This window comes from Streptomyces sp. PA03-1a, assembly GCF_033792805.1.
Taxonomy (GTDB): Bacteria; Actinomycetota; Actinomycetes; order Streptomycetales; family Streptomycetaceae; genus Actinacidiphila.
Genome location: NZ_JARAVO010000171.1, coordinates 1 through 21,078, shown reverse-complemented (window position 1 = coordinate 21,078; position 21,078 = coordinate 1). Strand labels below are relative to the sequence as shown.

Here is a 21,078-nt window from a genome sequence, read left to right as displayed (position 1 = left end):
GCCCTCCCCTCCCCTTGTCCCGACAGGAAGGCCGCCATGAGTGATCCGGCGCAGTCCGCGCAGTCCCCCTCGCCCAGCCCGCTCGACCGGTTGCCCGACCGCGACGCCGAGGAGACCGCGGAATGGCGGGCGTCGCTCGACGCCGTCATCCGGCACGCCGGTCCCGACCGGGCCGCCTACCTGCTGCGGCGCGTCCACGAGTACGCGGCGGCGTCCGGGGTGCCGGTCCCCGGGCTGCTGTCCACGGAACCCGTCAACACGATCCCCGCGGCGGCCCAGCCGGCCTTCCCCGGCGACCTCGCGATGGAGTCCCGGATCACCGCGCTGAACCGGTGGAACGCGGCGGCCATGGTCACCCGCGCCTCCCGCCTGGGCCTGGGGGGCCACATCGCGACGTACGCGTCGGCGGCCTGGCTCTACGAGGTCGGCTTCCAGCACTTCTTCAAGGGCAAGGACCGGGGCTCCCCCCGGGCCGAAGGCTCCGGGGGAGGTTCGGGCGACCAGCTTTTCGTGCAGGGGCACGCGTCACCCGGCATCTACGCCCGCGCGTTCCTGGAGGGCAGGCTGGGCGAGGAGCAACTCGACGGCTACCGCCGTGAGGCCGGAGGCCATGGCCTGCCGTCCTACCCGCACCCCCGGCGCCTGCCGTGGCTGTGGGAGTTCCCCACCGTCTCCATGGGTCTCGGCCCTCTCGCGGCCGTCTACCAGGCCAGGTTCAACCGCTACCTCCACGGCCGCGGCATCAAGGACACGTCCGCGTCGCGGGTGTGGGCGTTCCTCGGGGACGGCGAGGTGGACGAGCCCGAGTCGCTGGCCGCGCTGGCGCTCGCCGCGCGCGAGGGTCTCGACAACCTGACCTTCGTCGTCAACTGCAACCTGCAGCGCCTGGACGGGCCGGTACGGTCCAACTCCAGCATCGTGCGGGAACTCGAGGGCCGGTTCCGCGGCGCGGGCTGGAACGTGGTCAAGTCCCTGTGGGGCGAGGCCTGGGACCCGCTGCTGGCGCAGGACACGGAGGGGGCCCTGGTGCGGCGGCTCGGCGAGGTGCCCGACGCCCAGATGCAGACGTACGCCGCGCGCGACGCGGCCTACGCACGCGAGCACTTCTTCACCGGCGACGCGCTGGCCCGCATCGCGGCGGGACTGACCGACGGACGGATATCCGAGCTGTTCACCGAGTCCCGGGGCGGTCACGAACCCCTGAAGGTGTACGCCGCCTACCGCGCCGCCGTGGAGCACCGGGGCGCGCCGACCGTCGTCCTCGCCCAGACCGTCAAGGGGCACACCCTGGGCTCCGACTTCGAGTCGCGCAACGCCAACCACCAGATGAAGAAGCTGACGATGGCGCAGTTCCGCCGGATGCGCGACACGCTGGAGCTGCCCATCCCGGACAGCGCGCTGAGCGGGGACCTGGTGCCGTACTGGCACCCCGGCGAGGACTCCGAGGAGGTGCGCTACCTGCGGGAGCGGCGGGCGGCCCTGGGCGGCCCCGCGCCGGTGCGCAGGGTGGTCGCCAAGCCGCTCAAGCAGCCGCCGGCCGCGCCCTTCGAGGCCCTGCGCAAGGGCTTCGGCAAGCAGGAGGTGGCCACCACCATGGCGCTCGTGCGGCTGGTCAAGGACCTCATGCGCGACCCCGACACGGGACGGCGCTGGGTGCCGATCATCCCCGACGAGGCGCGGACGTTCGGCATGGAGTCCCTCTTCCCGACGGCCGGGATCTACTCCCCCGACGGCCAGACCTACGAGCCCGTCGACGCCGACCAGTTGCTGCACTACCGCGAGGCCGAGAACGGGCAGCTGATCGACGAGGGGATCACCGAGGCCGGGTCGATGGCGGAGTTCACGGCCGCCGCGACGGCCTACGCCACGCACGGCGAGCCCATGATCCCGTTCTACATCTTCTACGCGATGTTCGGGTTCCAGCGGACGGGCGACCAGTTCTGGGCCCTGGCCGACCAGTTGGGGCGGGGCTTCGTGGTCGGCGCGACCGCGGGGCGTACGACGATGACGGGCGAGGGCCTGCAGCACGCCGACGGGCACTCGCACCTGCTGGCGTCCACCAACCCCGCCGCCGTGAGCTACGACCCCGCCTTCGCCTTCGAGATCGCCGTGATCGTCAGGGAGGGGCTGCGGCGGATGTACGGCGACCGGCCCGAGGACGTCTTCTACTACCTGACGGTCTACAACGAGTCGAAGCGGCAGCCTGCGATGCCCGACGGGCCGTCGGTCGAGGAGGGGATCCTGCGGGGCATCTACCCCTTCCGGCAGGCGCAGTCCCCCGGCGCCGGGCCGCGGATCCAGCTGCTGTCCTCCGGCACGGCGATCCACTGGGCGCTGGAGGCCCAGGAGCTCCTCGCGTCCGAGTGGGGGGTGCAGGCGGACGTCTGGTCGGTGACCTCCTGGACGGAACTGCGCCGCGACGCGCTCGACGCCGACCGGCAGCGGATCGGTGGTGAGGAGCGCGTCCCGTACGTGACCTCGGCGCTGTCGGGGGCACCCGGGCCCGTCCTGGCGGTCAGCGACTGGATGCGGCAGGTGCCCGACCAGATCAGCCAGTGGATCGAGCAGGACTACTCCTCCCTCGGCACGGACGGCTTCGGCCTGTCGGACACCCGGGAAGCGGCGCGCCGCTACTTCCGGGTGGACGCCGGGTCGATCGTGGTGGCCGCCCTGGACCGGTTGGCGCGCGCCGGAGCGGTCACCCCGCAGACGGTGGAGCAGGCCCGCGGCCGATACGGCTGGCAGGCCTGACGCGCCCACCGGGGGCACGGACGTCTCCGTGTCCCCGCGGGCCTTCGGTGTGAACGTCGCCGAGGGCCCGCCGCCCCGCGCCGGGCGGCGGCCCGGCGCGGGGTTCACTCCCGCATCCCGGCCAGTGCCGCCGCCGGGCCCCGCACGGCCAGCGCGGCCGGGACGGTCGCGGCGGCGACCGCGAGCACCGCGCACGCGCCCACGGCCGCACCGACGGCCGTCCACGGCAGTGCGATCGGGCTGTCCACCGACAGCAGGGCCAACGCACAGCGCATCCCGGCCAGGTTGAGTGCGGCGACGGCCAGGCCCAGCAGGGCGCCGACCGCGACGACCACCAGGGACTCGGCGCCCACCAGCCGCAGCACCTGCCGCCGCGTGGCCCCGGCCAGGCGCAGCACGGCCAGCTCGCGGATCCGGTCGGAGGTGGCCATCACCATGGTGTTGACCAGGGAGATGGCGGTGTAGAGCAGGGCGATGCCGAGGACGAGCAGGAAGCCGAGCCGGGTCGTGCGGTCGTTCCCGGGCCGGGCGGCCGCGAGCCACGCGTCCCGGGTCAGCACCCGGCCACCGGACGGCTGCACCGCCTCGCGCAGCGCGGCGGCCACCGCGCCGGGGTCGGCGCCCTGGGCCAGGGCGACGTCCACCCGGTCGACGGGAGCGCCGGGGGCGTTGGCGGGGGTGACGTAGACGCCGTTCCCGCCCGTGCCGGTGGCCATCACCGCCGCGATGCGCAGCGTCCTGCCGGTGCCGTTCCCGAGCCACACCCGGACGCTCTGCCCGACGGAGTGCCGTTCCCATTCCTCGTTGACGACGATCGACCCGTCGTCCAGGTCGCTCACCTTCCCCGCGACGAGCGGCAGCCGGCTGGTGGCGGCGAGGGCCCGGGGGTCGGCGGCGTGCGCCTCGGACCTGATCAGCGCCGGGCCGTCCTCCAGGACGTACACCGCGCTCGACGCGGTCGGTGACACCTGCGTCCCGGGGACGTCGCGCAGACGCTCCAGGGTCCGGGTGCCGAAGCCCGCGCCGTCCGGTGCGACGAGGACGAAGGCGGCGGTGGTCCGCTCGCGCGCCTCGGCGGCCTCGGCACGGCCGAGCGTGGCGGTGGCGCCGAGCAGCGAGCCCGTGAGGGCGACCACCACCAGCACGGGCGAGGCGACCGCGGCGGTACGGCGCACGCCGGCGGCGGCGTTCTCGCCCACGAGCATGCCGGCCGCGCCGGGCAGCAGCCCCGAGGCCCGGGCGAGCAGCCTGGTCAGCGGGCGCAGCACGACGGGTGCGAGCAGCGCGGTCGCGGTGATCAGCAGCATCGGCCGGCTCACGTACGTCTTGCGGTGCAGCAGGTCGCCGGGGTCGCCGTACAGCGTGACGCAGAGGGTCACCACGGCGGTCAGCAGCAGCCCGCCGCCGGACAGCCACCGGCCCCACGTCATCGCCCCGGTGTCCACGGAGGCCTCGCGCAGCGCCTGCGCCGGGCCGGTGCGGCCGGCCCGCCACGAGGCCGCGGCCGCCCCTCCGAGGGCGACGAGCAGGCCCGTCCAGAACGCGGCGTGGTACGGCCAGGTGTGGTCGCCGACGGCGAACCAGCCCGGTGCCAGTCCGCCGTCGACCACCGACGCGGCCAGCCACGGCGCGGCGTTCCCGCCGAGCGCGCAGCCCGCCGCCGAGGCGAGCACGCCGACCAGCAGGGACTCGGTCAGCACCATGCGGCGCAGCAGGCCCGGGGTGGCGCCCGCGGTGCGCAGCAGCCCGAACTCGCGGCGCCGCTGGGCGACCGCGAAGGCGAACGTGGACGCCACGACGAACACCGACACGAAGGCGGTGACGCCGCCGGCGGTGCCGAACAGGGCGTTCAGCGCGGTCACTGCCTCGGCGTCCCGGCCGGGGTCGGCGTCGGCGTGACGGCGCTCGTTCCCGGTCAGCACCCGGGCGCCGCTGCCGCGGACGGCGTCCCGTACCGCGGCGGCGTCCGCGTCGGCCACCAACTGCACGCTGACGGGGCACAGTCGGGCGGCGCGCGCGTCGGTGTAGAACACGGCGTGCTCGAACCCGCGGCCGGGCACGGTGCCCACGACGCGGACGGTGCCCCGGTCGGTGCGCACCCGTGCGCCCGGCGTGGCCCAGCCGCCGGTCACGACGACCTCGTCGGCGGCGCGGGGCGCGCGTCCCGCACTGAGCCGGTACGGGGCGAACGCCGCGGTGGACCAGGGGTGTCCCACGAGGTCGCCGGGCCCGCCCTCGGCCCGTACGGGGAAGGACCGGTCCTCGACCACCGTGCCGAGCCGCCGCAGCCCGGCGAGGGTCGCGGCGGGTACGGCACGCGGCTGCGCGAGCGGCTGCGTCGCCTCGCCCCTCGGCGTGGCCACGCGCAGGGTGTCCTGGCCGCGGACCACGACCGGCGCCGCCGCGAAGCGTTCCGGCCCCCGTACGGGCGCGTCCTGGGAGGAGGCGAGGACCAGCCCCATCACGGCCAGCAGCGCGACCCCCAGCGACAGCGCGACGAAGCTGCCGGCGAAGGTGACCCAGCGGGTGCGCAGGGTGTGCAGGGCGAGGCTCAGCACGGCACGGCCTCCAGCCCGGTCATGCGCGCGGCGATGACGTCGGCGCCCGCCGCGGCCACTTCGCCGTTGACGCGGCCGTCGACGAGGAACACGACGCGGTCGGCGTAGGAGGCGGCCACCGGGTCGTGGGTGACCATCACGACGGTCTGGCCCTCATGGTCGGCCATGCCGCGCAGCAGGGTCAGCACCTCTCGGCTGGTCCGCGAGTCCAGGGCGCCGGTCGGTTCGTCGCCGAACAGCACCTCGGGGCAGGTGATCAACGCACGTGCCAGGGCGACGCGTTGCTGCTGCCCGCCCGACAGCTCCGACGGCCGGTGCCCGGCGCGATCGCCGAGCCCGACCTGCCGCAACACGTCACGCACCCGCGCGCGGGAGGGCCGGCGGCCGGCCAGGCGCAGGGGGAGCGCGGCGTTCTGCTCGGCGGTCAGCGACGGCAGCAGGTTGAACGCCTGGAAGACGAACCCGATGCGTTCACGGCGCAGCAGGGTCAACTGCCTCTCACCGAGGCCGGTGAGGTCGGTGCCGCCGAGGAGGACCGACCCCGACGTGGGCCGGTCCAGGCCCGCGGCGCACTGCAGGAGGGTCGACTTGCCCGAGCCGGAGGGCCCCATGACGGCGGTGAAGGACCCCCTGGGAAAGGCGAGGGAGATCTCGTCGAGGGCCGTCACGGCGTTGTCGCCGCAGCCGTGGCGCCTGCTGACGGAGCGCAATCGGATGGCGTCGTCGTTCATCTGTCCCCACTCGTTCGGTGCCGGTTCTCCGCCGCGCCCGGCGGGGCGGCGTGCTCCGGGACGCGGCGCCTCCCGGACGGCTCCACGAAATCCCGTGGGACGGGTCCGGCGCAGTGCGGCAGGGGCGAGATCCGGGGTAGGGCCAGGCATACCCCCGGTCCTCCCGCCGGCCCGATGGTCCGGACCCGCGCCCGGGTCCTACGGTGATCCGCATGCAACCCAGGAATGTGTGGCAGGCGATGTCCGGACCGGGGTTCCTGCTGTCCGCGTGGCCGTGGCGCTCGCTGGCGTACCTGCTGACCGGGGTGGTCGCGGGCGCCGTCACCCTCGTGGGGATCGTGACCGCGGCGGCCGCCGGGGCCGCCCTCGCGGTCGTGCTGGTGGGCCTGCCGTTGCTCGTGCTCACCGCGCTCGCGGGTCTTCCCGTCGCCGTGCTGGAGCGGGGCCGGCTGCGCCTGGTCGACCGTGATCCCGCGCCGGGACCCCATGTGCCGCCCGCCGAGGGAGGGTTGTGGGCCTGGCTGACCACCCGGCTGCGGGAGCGGGCGACCTGGCGGGAGCTCGGCTACGCCCTGCTGTTCGCGGGTCTGCTGTGGCCGGTGGACGCCCTCCTCGTCACCGTCGCGCTGGCGGTGCCGGTCTCCCTGGTCGCGACTCCGGTGCTGATGGCCACCGCCGGGGAGGGCCACGAGGCGAAGGTGCTCAAGCAGTGGAGCGTCACCACGTGGCCCGCGGCGTGGGGCACCGCCGTCCTGGGGCTGCTGCTGCTCGCGCTCGGCGCGTACGTCCTGGGCGCCGCCGCGGGCGCCAGGGCCGGCCTCGCCCGGCTCCTCGTCGCCCCGCGCGACCGGGACCTGGGCGCCCGGATCGTCGAACTGACCCGCTCCCGCGTGCGCCTGGTGGACGCCTTCGAGGCGGAGCGGCGCAGGATCGAACGGGACCTCCACGACGGGGCGCAGCAACGCCTCGTCGCCCTGTCCATGGCCCTGGGGCTGGCCCGCATGGACGCGCCGCCCGGCCCGCTGGCCGACCGGCTCGCCACGGCCCACGACGAGGCGGGCAGGGCCCTGGAGGAACTGCGCGAGCTCATCCACGGCATCCACCCCCGGGTCCTGGCCGACTTCGGCCTGGCGGCGGCCGTCGCCGACGCCGCCGACCGCTCCGCCGTCCCCGTCGACGTCGACGTGGAACTGCCCGGACGGCTGCCCCGGGCGGTCGAGGCCGCCGCGTACTTCGTGGTGCGCGAGGCCCTCGCCAACGTCGCCCGGCACAGCGCCGCCGACCGCGCCGAGGTGAGCGGCGGGCACCGCGACGGGCGGCTCTTCCTCCAGGTGCGCGACGACGGCCGGGGCGGCGCCGAGCCCGCTGCGGGCAGCGGGCTGACCGGGCTCGCCGACCGGGTGTCCGTACTGGATGGCAGACTCTCCCTGTCCAGCCCCCGGGGCGGGCCGACCCTGCTACGTGTGGAGATCCCTTGCGAGTGGACCGAGCGCTCCGCGTAGTGCTGGCCGAGGACAGCGTCCTGCTGCGGGACGGGCTGACCGGCCTCCTCGACCGCTGCGGGCACGAGGTGGTGGCCGCCGTGGGCGACGCCGGCGCGCTGGTCACGGCCGTCGACGAGCACTCCCCCGACGTGGTGGTGACGGACGTCCGCATGCCGCCCGGATTCCAGGACGAGGGCCTGCGGGCCGCGGTGCTGCTGCGGCAGAAGCGGCCCACCCTGCCCGTCCTCGTCCTCAGTCAGTACGTGCAGCGCGCCTACGCCGCCGAGTTGCTGGACTCCGGCGACGGAACGGGCCTCGGATACCTGCTGAAGGACCGGGTCGGCCAGGTCGAGGACTTCGTCGAGGCGCTGTGCGAGGTCGCCGCGGGCGGCACGGTCGTCGACCCCGAGGTCGTACGGCAGTTGCTGCGCCGCCGCCGCGATCCGCTGCAGCGGCTCACCCCGCGTGAACGGGAAGTGCTGGCGCTGGTCGCGGAGGGCAGGTCGAACGGCGCGATCGCGCGCCACCTTGTCGTCTCCGAGGCGGCCGTGGGCAAGCACATCGGCAGCATCCTCACCAAGCTCGACCTCCCCCCGGCCGACGAGACCCACCGCCGCGTCCTGGCCGTCCTGGCCTACCTGCGGGCCTGATCCATGCCGAACCCCCGCACCGGTCGCTCCGCGGGTCAGCCCGCCGCCGCATCGTGCCGCCGGCGGACCATCTCGGTGATCCAGACCGGCGCGAACGGGGACGTGCACCCCGGGGAGGTCGGGTAGTCCTTGAGCACCTCCAGGCGCTCGCCGATGTCGACGGCGCGGGCGCGGAGCTCGGGGTGCTCGATCCCGATCTGGGCCAGGCAGTGGTTCCTCGCCCACTGCAGGCGGTCCGGGGCGTCCTTCATGTCCGCCTCGATGGCGTCGAGCAGCCCCGGGAGATCCAGGCCGTCGGGCTTCTTCGCCACGCGTTCGGTGGTCAGCGCCCATCCGGCGCTCGCCACCACGGGATCCGGGTCGGCCAGCCAGGCCACCCGCAGCTCTTCGGCGTGCGGGTTCTTCTTCACCACGTAGTTCACGAGCCAGTCGTGCACCTTGGGCGCGCGCGCCTCGCGCAGCATGACGTCCAGCTCGCCGCGCCCGAACGCCTTGGGGCGGCAGATCAGGGTCGCCAGCAGTCGCGCCGCGGTGTCGTCCCTCTCCCAGAGCCCGCACGCGAGTTCCTGCTGCGTCTTCAGCCGCTTCGCGAGGGCGCGCAGCTTGCCGAGGTTCACACCGTGGTCGTCGCCGTGCCTCTCGTTCACCGCGCGGGTCTTGGGGTCCTCCAGCGCGGCCAGCTCGGCCATCACCTCGGCCGGCGTCGTCTCGGCCACCTCGGTCTCCTGTCCCTCGCGAGCGGGGTTCAGCTTACGACGGTGCCACAGCCGGCCGGAGGCCGCGGCGGCCGGTCCCTACGCGGCTGAGGCGGCCACGTCCAGTTCGGCCCAGACGACCTTGCCGTCCACCGCCGAGCGGGATCCCCAGCGACGGGACATCTGGGCGACCAGGAAGAGGCCGCGGCCGTTCTCGTCCATGGAGTCCGCGCTGCGCAGGCGCGGGGCGCAGACGTCGGTGTCCGACACCTCGCAGGTCAGGGCCTGGTGCCGGATCAGGCGCAGGCCGATCGGGCCGGCGCCGTGGCGCACGGCGTTGGTGACCAGCTCGCTCACGAGGAGCTTCGTGGAGTGTTCGAGCCCGTCCAGGCCCCAGGCGGTCAGCTGGCCGGCGGCCAGCTTCCGGGCGCGGCGCACGGCGGTCTCGTCGGCGGGCAGCGTCCAGGAGGCGATGTGGGCCGAGTTGAGCGACCGGGTCCTGACCAGGAGCAGGGTAACGTCGTCGCACGGTACCTGCGCGGGGAGGGACTCCGTCGCGCGGGTGCAGAGCTCCTCCAGGGACCGGCCGGGTTCCCCGAGGGCGGCGCCCAGGCGGTCCATCCCTTCCTCGATGTCGCCGCCGCGGCACTCGATCAGGCCGTCGGTGTAGAGGGCGATCAGGCTTCCCACGGGCAGTTCCAGCTCCACGGCCTCGAAGGGGTCCCCGAGGCCGATGCCCAGGGGCGCTCCGGTGGGCAGGTCGGGGAAGGTGACCCGGCCCTCGTGGTCGACGAGGGCGGGCGGGGGGTGCCCGGCCCGGGCCATGGTGCACACGCGGGTGGCCGGGTCGTAGACGGCGTACAGGCAGGTGGCGCCCACGACGGCGGGTGTCTGGTCCGCGGGGCCGGTGTCCTCCTCGACCAGTCTCTGGACCGTGTCGTCGAGGCGGGTCAGCAGTTCGGCGGGGGGCAGTTCCATGTCGGCCAGCGTGCGGACGGCGGCGCGGAGCGTGCCCATGGTCGCCGCGGCGTGCAGACCGTGACCGACGACGTCACCGACGACGAGGGCGACCCGGGCGCCCGACAGCGGGATGACGTCGAACCAGTCGCCACCCACCCCGTGGTCCATGTCAGCGGGCAGGTAGCGCGATGCCGCGTCGACGGCCATGCCGCCCCTCAGCCGGTGCGGGAGCAGGTTGCGCTGGAGGGTGAGGGCCGCGGTGTGCTCGCGTGCGTACTGGCGCGCGTTGTCCAGTGCCACGGCGGCACGCCCGACGAGTTCCTCGGCCAGCAGCAGGTCGACGTCCTGGAACGGCTCGGGGTCCGCGGTGCGGATGAACAGCGCCACACCCAGCAGTGCGCGCCGGGCGCGGATGGGGACGACCATCAGCGAGTGGACCCCGTTCTTGCGGATCCTCGCGGCCAGGGCCGGGTCCTGGTCGATCCAGATCCCCGGGGCGATGTCCAGGATCGGCTCCAGGTGGGACCTGCCCGTGCTCAGGACGTGGGCGAACGGTGAGCCGGGCGGCACGGTGACCGGTTCGCCGCGCACCCACGCGGATTCCGGGGCTCCCTGGTGGATCGTGGCCAGACCCGCACGTCGCAGAACGGGGAGGCGTTCGCCCGTCGGGTCGATGCGCACCGGCGGTCCCTCGCTGAACGGCACGGACTGCTCCAGGTCCACGGCGACGTAGTCCGCGAGCAGCGGCACGGCGAGCTCGGCCAGTTCCTGGCTGGTCTGCATCACGTCCAAGGTGCTGCCCAGACGCGTACTGGCCTCGCCGACGGCGGCGAGGCGCTCGCGCGCGAGCCGGCTCTCGACGACGTCGGCGCTGATGACGCAGACCCCCAGCGATTCCCCGTCGGCGCCCTGGAGGCAGTGGAACGACGCCGCGAACGGATGCTCCCGGCCCTTGCTCACCGGCAGCCAGGTCCGGTACTCGTGCACCTTGGTGGTGCCGCTCTTCAGGACCTGCCGCATCACGGCCTCGAGGGCGCCCGCCTTGGCGCCGGCCAGCACGTCGACGAACCGTCGTCCGAGTCGCTCGTCGCCGGGGATGCCGTCGTGGTCCTCCATGACGTCGTTGACGAAGACGCACCGCAGCTGCGGGTCGCGGATGACCACTCCGATGGGCGCGCGCGCGAGGAGCGGCCCCCACACCGATCCGCTCAGCGCGTCCCCGGACAGGACGCCGGTGTCGGTCAGGGTCGCGAGCCAGCGTGTCGTGCCGTTCCGGCCCCGCAGCATCGTGATCCGCAGGGTGACGTCGATCGTGCGCCCGTCCTGGTGGGACACGGCCGTCGTGCCCGGCCAGCCGTTCTCGGCACGGCACTGCTTGACGAAGTCCGACATCGACGGGGTCTCCACGAAGGACGGCAGCACCAGCGCGGCGGGCAGTCCGACCACGGCTCCGGCGGAATATCCGACCAGGCGCTCGGCGGCCGGCGTCCACGCGACGACCGTTCCCCGCTCGTCGAAGAGCGCGAACGCCGAGTCGGATATCCCGGGCGTGTTCACGTGCTTACCGAGTGTCACCGCGTCCGTGCAGGTCATCGAAGTCTCGTCCTCAGGCAGGCAGGGTGGGCGGAATGCCCGATTTGCGTCTTCCGGGGTTGTGACCGGACAGCATCCGGATCTGTGACAGACAGCCCCGCACCCGGCACTCCCCCGGCGCCGTCCGCGGCGCCGGCTCACCGCGCGCCGGCGTCGGTGGACGCCTCCGCGGCGGCTATGTCGCCGGTCTCCGCCCAGACGGTCGTCACGCCCTCCTCGTGCAGGGTGTGGAGGGGGACGGAGGTGTGCGACAGGATCGCGGGGATCTTCTCGTCGCCGGGCAGGACGAGGCCGTAGACCTCCTTCCACCCGGCGCCGACAGCACGGTGCCCGAGGTCGCGCAGCAGACGGCTGCCGAGCCCGCTGTTCTGCCACGCGTCCTCGACGAGCAGAGCCGCCTCCGCGTTCCCGCGGTCCGGCATCAGGTGGCCCACGGCCACGATGTCGCCGGCCGGCTGCTGCACGGCCAGGTGCACGGCTCCGGGCCTGGACAGCAGGGTGTGCAGGTAGGAACGAGGATCGCCCATCGCGCGGTGGTACCGGCTCCACAGGGTGCGGGCCGAGCACCTGAGGTGCATGGCCACGGTGCGTTCGAGGTCCTGGGGGCCGACCTCGACCACGTCGGGCCCCTGCCGCGCGGGCCTTGCGTTCCGCAGCCGGTCGCGAGCGAAGGGAATCACCGGCCCTCGCCTCCCGGGGCCGTCACGACGGGAACCACAGGTCGGCCTCCTCGGCCTCCTCCTTGCCGATGGCGAAGAGGGCGATGTCCTTCTTGCGGGACCGCTGCGGCGGCAACCGGGCCACGAAGGCGTGGTCCCCGTCGCCGACCAGCGGCCTGCCATGCCCGCCGGAGCCCGAAGTGGGCCGGAAGTACTCGGCGTTGACCTCCCTGTAGCGCGCCCACTCCTGCGGGAGGTCGTCCTCGCGGAAGATCGCCTCGACCGGGCACACGGGCTCGCACGCACGGCAGTCCACGCACTCCACGGGGTTGATGTAGAGCGTCCGGCCGCCCTCGTAGATGCAGTCCACCGGACACTCGGCGACGCAGGCCCGGTCCTTGACGTCGACGCAGGGCTGCGCGATGACGTAGGCCACCTTCTGCTCCTCGGTCGCTACGGGGACGGACCGGTGGGCCGGCTGCCCCGGGCGTCCTTCGATCAGCTGTATGACCGGCACACCCCTGACGTCGTGACATGGCGCCCGCCCGGAGGCCGGGCGACACGACCGGCTGTGTCACACGACGGAGCGCCGAGCGGTCTGGTGGTTGACTCTCCGTACACGGTTCGCAGCATGCGACATCCGAGATGAGGTGCATTGTGTCCCCTGAGAACACTTTCGTGATCGTCGGAGGCGGTCTGGCCGCGGGCAAGGCGGCGGAGGCTCTGCGGGAGAACGGCTACGACGGCCGGCTCGTCCTCATCGGCGACGAACGGGACAGGCCCTACGTCCGCCCGCCGCTCTCGAAGGGCTATCTGCTCGGCAAGGAGACGCGCGACTCGATCTTCGTGCATCCCGACGAGTGGTACGACAAGCACGACGTCGACCTGATGCTCGGCACGACGGTGACCGGCCTCGACGCCGGCGCCAAGGAGGTGGAGCTCGACGGCGGGCGCCGCATGCCCTGGACGAAGCTGCTCCTGGCCACCGGTTCGACCCCGCGGCGCCTGCCCGTCCCCGGGGCGGAGCTGGACAACGTGCTCTACCTGCGCCGTGTGGGCGACAGCGAGCGGCTCAAGGAGGCGTTCACCGCGGGCGCGCGGATCGTCGTCATCGGCGCCGGGTGGATCGGCCTGGAGACCGCCGCCGCCGCCAAGCAGGCCGGGGCGGAGGTGACGGTGCTGGAGCACGAGGAGCTGCCGCTGCTCAGGGTCCTGGGGCGCGAGGCCGCCGAGGTCTTCGCGGGCCTGCACACCGAGCACGGCGTCGTGCTGCGCCACGGCGTGACGGTGGAACGCATCACCGGCACCGGCGGCCGCGCCGACGGGGTGCAGCTCGCCGACGGCACCCGCCTCCCCGCGGACGCCGTGGTCGTGGGCGTCGGCATCACCCCCAACGTCCAGCTCGCCGAGGCGGCCGGGCTGGAGGTGCGCAACGGCGTCGTCACCGACGCGCACCTGCGGACCTCGTCACCGGACGTCTTCGCCGCGGGCGACGTCGCCAACGCCTACCACCCGTTCCTCGACCGCCACATCCGCGTCGAGCACTGGGCCAACGCGCTCAACCAGCCGGCCACCGCCGCGCAGGCCATGCTCGGCAAGGACGCCGTCTACGACCGGCTGCCGTACTTCTACACCGACCAGTACGACCTGGGCATGGAGTACACCGGCTACGTGGAGCCCGGCGGCTACGACCGCGTCGTCTTCCGCGGGGACCGGGCGGCTCGGGAGTTCATCGCCTTCTGGATGTCGGGGAACCGCATCCTGGCCGGCATGAACGTCAACGTGTGGGACGTCGTCGAGCCGGTCCGCGACCTGATCACCTCGCGCGCCGCGGTCGACGACGCGCGCCTGGCCGACCCGGACGTGCCCCTGGACCGCGTCGTCGCCTGACGACCGGTCCCGTGGGCGTGGGACGGCCGGGTGATCCGGTCGTCCCACGCCCTTCCGGACGCCCCGCCACGCGGTCCGGGGGCGGGGACCGCTGTCACAGATGGCTTGACCGCCCGGTCGTATGGGGTGACAACCAAGTCGATCGGAGCAGACCGTGGCCCTCACTGAACGACACATTTCCACCATGGTGCTGGTGATCGGTACCGGAGGAGCAGGACTGCGAGCGGCGATCGAACTTGCGGAGGCCGGAGTCGACGTCCTCGCGGTCGGCAAGCGGCCCAAGGACGACGCCCACACGGCCCTGGCGGCCGGAGGCATCAACGCCGCGCTCGCCACGATGGACCCCGAGGACAGCTGGCAGCAGCACGCCGCGGACACGCTCAAGGAGAGCTACCTGCTGGCCGACCCCCGCACCGTGGAGATCGTCACCCAGGGTGCGGCCCTGGGCATCGACGACCTGGAGCGGTACGGCATGGCCTTCGCCAGGGAGGACGACGGCCGGATCTCGCAGCGCTTCTTCGGCGCGCACAAATACCGCCGCACCGCCTTCGCCGGGGACTACACCGGCCTGGAGATCCAGCGCACGCTCGTGCGGCGGGCCGAGCAGCTCGACATCCCGGTGCTCGACGGCGTCTACATCACCCGCATCCTCGAGCACGACGGCGCCGTGTTCGGCGCGTACGGCTTCGACCTCACCGACGGCACGCGCTACCTCATCCACGCCGACGCCGTCATCCTCGCAGCCGGCGGCCACACCCGGATCTGGCGGCGCACCTCCTCCCGGCGCGACGAGAACACCGGTGACTCGTTCCGTCTGGCCGTGGAGGCCGGCGCGCGGCTGCGCGACGCCGAGCTCGTGCAGTTCCACCCCTCCGGCATCATCGAGCCGGAGAACGCGGCCGGCACGCTCGTCAGCGAGGCCGCCCGCGGTGAGGGCGGCATCCTGCGCAACGCCCTCGGGGAGCGGTTCATGAGCCGCTACGACCCCGAGCGGATGGAGCTGTCCACCCGCGACCGCGTCGCCCTCGCCTCGTACACGGAGATCAAGGAGGGCCGCGGCACCCCCAAGGGGGCCGTGTGGCTGGACGTCTCCCACCTGCCGCGGCAGACCATCATGAACCGGCTCCCCCGCGTCTACCAGACGCTGCTCGACCTGCAGATGCTGGACATCACCCGCGACCCGATCGAGATCGCGCCCACCGCGCACTACTCGATGGGCGGCGTCTGGGTGCGGCCCGAGGACCACAGCACCGACGTCCGCGGCCTGTACGCCATCGGCGAGGCGTCCAGCGGCCTGCACGGCGCGAACCGCCTGGGCGGCAACAGCCTCATCGAGCTGCTGGTCTTCGGTCGCATCACGGGTCAGGCGGCCGCCGCCTACTCGCTGGGACTGACCTCGCAGCCGCGGTCGGCGGCGGCGGTGGCGCAGGCCCGCGCCGAGGTCGACGACCTGGTGGCGGCGGACGGGCCCGAGAACGTCCGCGCCCTGCAGCGCGCCATCCGCAACACCATGACCGAGCACGCGGGCGTGGTGCGCGACGAGGAGGGCCTGCGGGCCGGTCTGACCGAACTCGACCTCATCGAGAAGCGGATGGAGTCCGTCGGTGTCCATCCCGACATCGCCGGCTTCCAGGACCTCGCGCACGCCTTCGACCTCAAGTCGGCGGCCCTGGCGGCGCGTGCCACGCTGGAATCGGCGCTGGAGCGGCGTGAGACCCGCGGCTGCCACAACCGCAGCGACTACCCGGAGCAGGATCCCGCGCTGCGGGTCAACCTCGTCTGGTCCCCCAAGACCGGCGTCACCCGGGAGAGCATCCCGGACATCCCCGAGGAGATCACCGCCCTGATGCAGGAGGTCTCCACCGAGGGCAAGCTCGTCGAGTGAGGACGCTCGCGTCCTGTGAGGGATCCGGGGGCCCGCCGAATCGGGCCCCTGTCACAAACGGCTCCGCTGCCCGGTCTTCCCAGCGAAGAGACACCGGCCGGTGCCGGTGGGGCGCCCCACCGCCCCTTGCGCGTCACGCACGAGAACATCCGAGAGGACTCCATCATGAAGGTCGTAGTCATCGGCGGAACCGGGCTGATCGGCTCGAAGGTCGTCAGCAAGCTCAACGAGCACGGGCACGAGGCCGTCGCGGCCTCCCCCAACACCGGCGTCAACACCCTGACCGGCGAGGGTCTCGCCGAGGTCCTGCAGGGCGCGCAGGTCGTGGTCGACGTCTCCAACTCGCCCTCGTGGGAGGACGAGGCCGTGATGAACTTCTTCCGCACCTGCACCGGCAACCTCATGGAGGCGAACGCCAAGGCGGGTGTCGTCCACCACGTCGCGCTCTCCATCGTCGGCACCGACCGGCTCCCGGACAACGGCTACTTCCGCGCCAAGCTGGCCCAGGAGGAGCTGATCAAGGCGTCGGGCATGCCCTACTCCATCGTGCACGCCACGCAGTTCTTCGAGTTCGTGAACGGTATCGCGGACGCGGGGACCGAGGGCGACACGGTGCGCATCGCGCCCGTGAAGTTCCAGCCCATCTACTCCGACGACGTGGCCACGGCCGTCGCCCGCACCGCGGCCGGCACGCCCCTGGGCGGCGTGGTGGAGATCGCCGGCCCGGACGTGTTCCGGTTCGACGAGCTGGTCCGTGACGTGCTCGCCGCCCAGAACGACCCCCGCAAGGTCGTCGCGGACCCGCAGGCCCCGTACTACGGGTCCGTGCTGCAGGAAGACTCGCTCGTCCCCGGCGCCGGCGCGCAGCTCGCCGCGACCCGCTTCGCCGACTGGTTCGCCCAGCAGCAGCGGTAACCCCCGCGGGTGGCCCCTGCCCCCGGTGGGGGCCACCGCGCCGTCCCCGACCCACCCGTACGAAGAGGTCGACCCGCCATGCCCAGGAATTGCGCGGAAACCACCGTCCCCGGCTCCCGTCCGCAGGAGGAACTGACCGGTGCGTACGTCATCGACCCGGTCCACAGCGCGGTCGGCTTCTCCGTCCGGCACGCCATGGTCGCCAACGTACGGGGCAGATTCACCGCGTTCGAGGGGTTCCTCCGGCTCGACGCGCTTCACCCGGCCCGTTCGGAGGCCCACGTGAGCGTGCAGACCGGCAGCCTGGACACCGGCGTCCGGGCGCGGGACTCCCACATCACCGGCCCCGACTTCCTGGACTCGGCGACGTTCCCCCTCATGGTCTTCCGCTCCACCGCGGTCGTCCCCCTGGACGAGGACCGCTTCCGCATGACGGGGAACCTCAGGATCAAGGACGTCGAGCTGCCGCTGCACATCGACCTCGACTACGGCGGCACCGCCCGCGACACCGACGGGCAGCGGCGGGTCGGCTTCGAGGGCTCGGCCGTCCTCCGGCGTTCGGACTGGGGCCTGAACTGGAACGTCCCCCTGGAGACCGGAGGCGTGCTGCTCAGCGACAAGGCGCGGCTCGAACTCAGCGTCTCCGCGCTGCAACTCGGCCCGGAGGCCCTGTGATGACCCGATCCGCCGACCACCACCCCGACACTTCGGCCACCGCCGCGGCACTCACCGCCCAGGCCGTGGCGCTGGAGCGGCGCGTCATGGAACTGCGCCGCGAACTTGCGGACGTCGCCGATCGCATGACCGCCGTCGCCGAGGCCCTGAGCGGCCTCCGCAGCTCCGGTCTCCTCCCCGACCAGGCCACGGGCGACGACCACTGAGGGGCCCCGCGGTCAGGCGGGCTGCCACAGCTCGATGCGGTTGCCCTCGGGATCGGTGACCCAGCCGAACCGGCCGACGCCGTCCATGTCCTGCGTCTCCTCGGCCACGTCGGCGCCCTTGGCCCGCAGTTGCGCGAGCATGGCGTCCAGGTCGCGGACCCGGAAGTTGAGCATGGTCTGCTGGGTGCGGGACCCGAAGTAGTCGGTCCCGGACTCGAAGGTCGCGAACACCGTCGGCCCCGCCTCCTGACGCCACAGGCCGTGCTCATCGGCGTCCAGGCCCAGGCAGTCCCGGTACCACGCGTTCAGAGCCGCGGGGTCGGCCGCCCGCAGGAAGTAACCACCGATTCCCAGCACACGTTCCATGCCGCCCATCCTGCCAGGACGGCGATCAGGACGCGCGGCACCACACCATCGCCCGACGGGCCCCCGGGGCGGCACCCGGGGACTGTCTTCAGCGTCGGCCCCGCAGGACCGCTCCCAGGGCCAGACCGGTACCCAGGCCGATCAGGGTGCCGGACACGGCCCACCGCCGGCGCGGTCCCCGGGGAGCAGGGACGCCGGGTACCCGACGGCGTGACCGACCGCGGCGACGTCGTCCGGTGCTGCGATGAGCCGCAGCATGACCGCACGGGGCCGGGGCGTGATCGCCCCGGCCCCCGCCGCGCGTCAGGCGCCGACGTAGGAGGCCAGGTGCCGGCCGGTGAGGGTGGAGCGGGCGGCGACGAGGTCCGCCGGGGTGCCCTCGAAGACGATCTGCCCACCGTCGTGGCCTGCGCCGGGGCCGAGGTCGATGATCCAGTCGGCGTGCGCCATGACCGCCTGGTGGTGCTCGACGACGATGACGGACTTGCCGGAGTCGACGAGACGGTCCAGCAGACCGAGCAGTTGCTCGACGTCGGCGAGGTGCAGGCCGGCGGTCGGCTCGTCGAGGACGTAGACGCCGCCCTTGTCGCCCATGTGCGTGGCCAGCTTCAGCCGCTGCCGCTCACCGCCGGACAGCGTGGTGAGCGGCTGGCCGAGGCTGAGGTAGCCGAGTCCGACGTCGGCGAGCCGGCCGAGGATGCGGTGCGCGGCGGGCGTGTGCGCCTCACCGCCGCCGAAGAATTCCTCGGCGTCGGTGACCGACATCGCGAGCACCTCGCTGATGTCGCGGCCGCCGAGGTGGTACTCCAGCACCGAGGCCTGGAACCGCTTGCCCTCGCACTCCTCGCAGGTGCTGGCGACGCCCGCCATCATGGCCAGGTCCGTGTAGACCACGCCGGCTCCGTTGCAGGTGGGGCAGGCACCCTCGGAGTTGGCGCTGAACAGCGCGGGCTTCACGTCGTTGGCTTTGGCGAACGCCTTGCGGATCGGGTCGAGCAGTCCGGTGTACGTCGCCGGGTTGCTGCGGCGCGAGCCGCGGATGGGGCTCTGGTCGACGGACACGACCCCGGCACCGGCGGGGATCGACCCGTGCACGAGGGAGCTCTTGCCCGAGCCCGCGACGCCGGTGATGACGGTGAGCACCCCGAGCGGGACGTCGACGTCGACGTCGCGCAGGTTGTGCGCCGTGGCGCCGCGGACCTCCAGGTTGCCGGTGGGCTTGCGCACCGTCTCCTTCAGGGACGCGCGGTCGTCGAAGTGGCGCCCGGTGATGGTGCCGCTGCTCCGCAGCCCCTCGATGTCGCCCTCGAAGCAGACGGTGCCGCCGGCCGTGCCGGCGCCGGGGCCGAGGTCGACGACGTGGTCGGCGATGGCGATCGTCTCCGGTTTGTGCTCCACGACGAGCACCGTGTTGCCCTTGTCCCGCAGGCGCAGCAGCAGGCCGTTCATCCGCTGGATGTCGTGCGGGTGCAGACCGGTGGTGGGCTCGTCGAAGACGTAGGTGGTGTCGGTGAGCGAGGAGCCGAGGTGGCGGATCATCTTGACGCGCTGCGCCTCGCCGCCCGAGAGCGTGCCCGACGGCCGTTCGAGCGAGAGGTAGCCGAGTCCGATCTCCACGAACGACTCGAGGGTGTGCTGCAGCTTCGTGAGCAGCGGCGCGACCGAGGGCTCGTCCAGGGCGCGCACCCATGCGACCAGGTCGCTGATCTGCATCGCGCAGGCGTCGGCGATGCTGATCCCGGCGATCTTCGACTCCCGGGCGCCTTCGCTGAGCCGCGTGCCGTCGCACTCGGGGCAGGTGGTGAAGGCGACGGCGCGGTCCACGAACTCGCGGATGTGCGGCTGCATCGCCTCCTTGTCCTTGGCGAGCATCGATTTCTGGACCCGCGGGACCAGTCCCTCGTAGGTCATGTTGATGCCCGCGATCTTCATGCGGGTCGGCTCGCGGTGCAGGAAGTCGTGCAGTTCCTGCTTGGTGAAGGTGCGGACCGGCTTGTCGGGGTCGAAGAAGCCGGACTCGGCGTAGAGCCGGGCGTTCCAGCCGCCGCCCTTGTAGCCGGGGACGGTGATCGCACCCTCGTTGAGCGACTTGGAGTCGTCGAAGAGCTGGCTCAGGTCGATGTCGGAGACCGTGCCCCGGCCCTCGCAGCGCGGGCACATGCCGCCGGTGCGGGTGAAGGTGACCTTCTCGGCCTTGCTCGCGCCGCGCTCGACGGTGATCGCGCCGCTGGCCCGGACGGAGGGGACGTTGAAGGCGTAGGCGCTGGGCGGGCCGATGTGCGGGGTGCCGAGCCGGCTGAAGAGGATGCGCAGCATGGCGTTGGCGTCGGTGACGGTGCCGACGGTGGAGCGGGGGTCCGCCCCCAGCCGCTGCTGGTCGACGGTGATCGCGGTCGTCAGCCCGTCGAGGACGTCGACCTCGGGGCGGGCCAGTGTCGGCATGAAGCCCTGGACGAAGGCGCTGTAGGTCTCGTTGATCAGCCGCTGCGACTCCGCGGCGATCGTGTTGAAGACCAGGGAGCTCTTGCCCGAGCCGGAGACTCCGGTGAACACCGTGAGCCGGCGCTTCGGGATCTCGATGCTGACGTCCTTCAGGTTGTTCTCACGTGCACCGTGCACGCGGATCAGATCGTGGCTGTCGGCAACGTGCGGCGCAGGCGACTGCGCGTCCGCCTTCTTGGCCATGTGTGTCGTCTCTCCATCTGTCTGGTGCGTGCTGGGCCGCCTTGGCGGTCTCCGTCGGCGTCGCCTGGTTCGATCTGACCGGCTTCGGTCAAGTATGTCCGGTCCCCCCGCGTCGGTGGGGCGCGGCCACGGTAACCGTCCACCCGGCCGCCCCGCTCCCCCTTCGGACCGGTCCCCGTCGAACGGACCGTGTGGTGGCCGGGTTCCAGCCGACGGGGGCAGGCGCGGAACCCGGGCCCCACACGGTCCGTTCGACAGGGACCGGTCCGAAGCTATCTGTCATACAAATCTCCCGGCTCCCGAGACCGACCTTCAAATCTAATGCCTGATTCTGCTGCAAAATACAAAATACAACACACACATAGAGCACGATAG

The 21,078-nt window shown here is 73.0% G+C and carries 15 protein-coding genes and 1 pseudogene; 8 read left to right on the top strand and 8 right to left on the bottom strand.

The genetic code is table 11. The features are described from left to right. The first annotated feature begins 36 nt into the window (after positions 1-36). A complete protein-coding gene (gene aceE, locus PV341_RS31205; protein ID WP_500359587.1) occupies positions 37-2,751 on the top strand; it encodes a pyruvate dehydrogenase (acetyl-transferring), homodimeric type in 2,715 nt (904 codons plus the stop codon). A 104-nt stretch (positions 2,752-2,855) separates the two neighbouring features. Here aceE and PV341_RS31200 read toward each other — a convergent pair whose 3' ends face one another. Together PV341_RS31200 and PV341_RS31195 are read right to left on the bottom strand one after the other, a co-directional pair. Beyond that, a complete protein-coding gene (locus PV341_RS31200) occupies positions 2,856-5,309 on the bottom strand; it encodes an ABC transporter permease (protein WP_500359585.1) in 2,454 nt (817 codons plus the stop codon). Continuing rightward, positions 5,303-6,040 carry an ABC transporter ATP-binding protein gene (locus PV341_RS31195; protein ID WP_500359584.1) on the bottom strand — a complete coding sequence of 246 codons (738 nt, stop codon included), beginning with the start codon at positions 6,038-6,040 and terminating at the stop codon, positions 5,303-5,305. Before PV341_RS31195 ends, PV341_RS31200 begins: the two co-directional genes overlap by 7 nt. 212 nt (positions 6,041-6,252) lie before the next feature. Between PV341_RS31195 and PV341_RS31190 the strand changes: the two genes are divergently transcribed. Continuing rightward, positions 6,253-7,542 (top strand): sensor histidine kinase, encoded by a 1,290-nt coding sequence (locus tag PV341_RS31190; protein WP_500359583.1) that lies wholly within the window; start codon positions 6,253-6,255, stop codon positions 7,540-7,542. Next, the gene (locus tag PV341_RS31185) at positions 7,542-8,174 is read left to right on the top strand and encodes a response regulator (protein ID WP_500359589.1); all 633 of its coding nucleotides are present in this window, start codon (positions 7,542-7,544) and stop codon (positions 8,172-8,174) included. Before PV341_RS31190 ends, PV341_RS31185 begins: the two co-directional genes overlap by 1 nt. A gap of 35 nt (positions 8,175-8,209) precedes the next feature. Here PV341_RS31185 and PV341_RS31180 read toward each other — a convergent pair whose 3' ends face one another. The 4 genes and pseudogenes from PV341_RS31180 to fdxA all read right to left on the bottom strand — a co-directional run. Further along, complete coding sequence (locus tag PV341_RS31180) at positions 8,210-8,863, bottom strand: DNA alkylation repair protein (RefSeq protein WP_500359588.1); 654 nt, start codon at positions 8,861-8,863, stop codon at positions 8,210-8,212. 105 nt (positions 8,864-8,968) lie between these two features. Further along, the gene (locus PV341_RS31175; RefSeq protein ID WP_500359582.1) at positions 8,969-11,422 is read right to left on the bottom strand and encodes a SpoIIE family protein phosphatase; all 2,454 of its coding nucleotides are present in this window, start codon (positions 11,420-11,422) and stop codon (positions 8,969-8,971) included. A gap of 137 nt (positions 11,423-11,559) precedes the next feature. Beyond that, positions 11,560-12,102 (bottom strand): GNAT family N-acetyltransferase, encoded by a 543-nt coding sequence (locus PV341_RS31170; protein ID WP_500324011.1) that lies wholly within the window; start codon positions 12,100-12,102, stop codon positions 11,560-11,562. Between the two features lie 103 nt (positions 12,103-12,205). After that, positions 12,206-12,517 (bottom strand): annotated as a pseudogene (fdxA, locus tag PV341_RS31165) (ferredoxin); the annotation flags it as partial. Between the two features lie 209 nt (positions 12,518-12,726). On the opposite strand from fdxA, the gene PV341_RS31160 reads away from it, so the two are divergent. From PV341_RS31160 to PV341_RS31140, 5 genes are all read left to right on the top strand, one after another. Next, positions 12,727-13,971, top strand: coding sequence for an NAD(P)/FAD-dependent oxidoreductase (locus PV341_RS31160; protein ID WP_500359581.1), 1,245 nt, complete (start codon positions 12,727-12,729; stop codon positions 13,969-13,971). Positions 13,972-14,155: 184 nt separating this feature from the next. After that, positions 14,156-15,856, top strand: a complete 1,701-nt coding sequence (locus PV341_RS31155; protein WP_500359580.1) for an L-aspartate oxidase — start codon at positions 14,156-14,158, stop codon at positions 15,854-15,856. Positions 15,857-16,021: 165 nt separating this feature from the next. Further along, the gene (locus PV341_RS31150) at positions 16,022-16,771 is read left to right on the top strand and encodes an SDR family oxidoreductase (protein ID WP_500324008.1); all 750 of its coding nucleotides are present in this window, start codon (positions 16,022-16,024) and stop codon (positions 16,769-16,771) included. Positions 16,772-16,849: 78 nt separating this feature from the next. Further along, entirely contained in the window at positions 16,850-17,446 is a 597-nt protein-coding gene (locus tag PV341_RS31145; RefSeq protein WP_500324007.1) for a YceI family protein, read from the top strand. Continuing rightward, positions 17,446-17,652 carry a hypothetical protein gene (locus PV341_RS31140; protein ID WP_500359579.1) on the top strand — a complete coding sequence of 69 codons (207 nt, stop codon included), beginning with the start codon at positions 17,446-17,448 and terminating at the stop codon, positions 17,650-17,652. Before PV341_RS31145 ends, PV341_RS31140 begins: the two co-directional genes overlap by 1 nt. Before the next feature lie 12 nt (positions 17,653-17,664). Here PV341_RS31140 and PV341_RS31135 read toward each other — a convergent pair whose 3' ends face one another. Both PV341_RS31135 and PV341_RS31130 read right to left on the bottom strand, forming a co-directional pair. Further along, positions 17,665-18,018: a VOC family protein gene (locus tag PV341_RS31135; RefSeq protein ID WP_500324005.1), complete on the bottom strand. Its 354-nt coding sequence runs from the start codon at positions 18,016-18,018 to the stop codon at positions 17,665-17,667. 303 nt (positions 18,019-18,321) lie between these two features. Continuing rightward, positions 18,322-20,703: an ATP-binding cassette domain-containing protein gene (locus tag PV341_RS31130; RefSeq protein ID WP_500324002.1), complete on the bottom strand. Its 2,382-nt coding sequence runs from the start codon at positions 20,701-20,703 to the stop codon at positions 18,322-18,324. Between the last annotated feature and the right edge of the window lie 375 nt (positions 20,704-21,078).

Coding starts and splice junctions, on each gene's coding strand:
- PV341_RS31195 (WP_500359584.1), bottom strand. CDS start 6,040: ATGAACGACGACGCCATCCGATTGCGCTCCGTCAGCAGGCGCCACGGC.
- PV341_RS31150 (WP_500324008.1), top strand. CDS start 16,022: ATGAAGGTCGTAGTCATCGGCGGAACCGGGCTGATCGGCTCGAAGGTC.
- PV341_RS31140 (WP_500359579.1), top strand. CDS start 17,446: ATGACCCGATCCGCCGACCACCACCCCGACACTTCGGCCACCGCCGCG.
- PV341_RS31160 (WP_500359581.1), top strand. CDS start 12,727: ATGAGGTGCATTGTGTCCCCTGAGAACACTTTCGTGATCGTCGGAGGC.
- PV341_RS31175 (WP_500359582.1), bottom strand. CDS start 11,422: ATGACCTGCACGGACGCGGTGACACTCGGTAAGCACGTGAACACGCCC.
- PV341_RS31180 (WP_500359588.1), bottom strand. CDS start 8,863: ATGGCCGAGCTGGCCGCGCTGGAGGACCCCAAGACCCGCGCGGTGAAC.
- PV341_RS31130 (WP_500324002.1), bottom strand. CDS start 20,703: ATGGCCAAGAAGGCGGACGCGCAGTCGCCTGCGCCGCACGTTGCCGAC.
- PV341_RS31190 (WP_500359583.1), top strand. CDS start 6,253: ATGCAACCCAGGAATGTGTGGCAGGCGATGTCCGGACCGGGGTTCCTG.
- PV341_RS31145 (WP_500324007.1), top strand. CDS start 16,850: ATGCCCAGGAATTGCGCGGAAACCACCGTCCCCGGCTCCCGTCCGCAG.
- aceE (WP_500359587.1), top strand. CDS start 37: ATGAGTGATCCGGCGCAGTCCGCGCAGTCCCCCTCGCCCAGCCCGCTC.
- PV341_RS31135 (WP_500324005.1), bottom strand. CDS start 18,018: ATGGAACGTGTGCTGGGAATCGGTGGTTACTTCCTGCGGGCGGCCGAC.
- PV341_RS31155 (WP_500359580.1), top strand. CDS start 14,156: ATGGTGCTGGTGATCGGTACCGGAGGAGCAGGACTGCGAGCGGCGATC.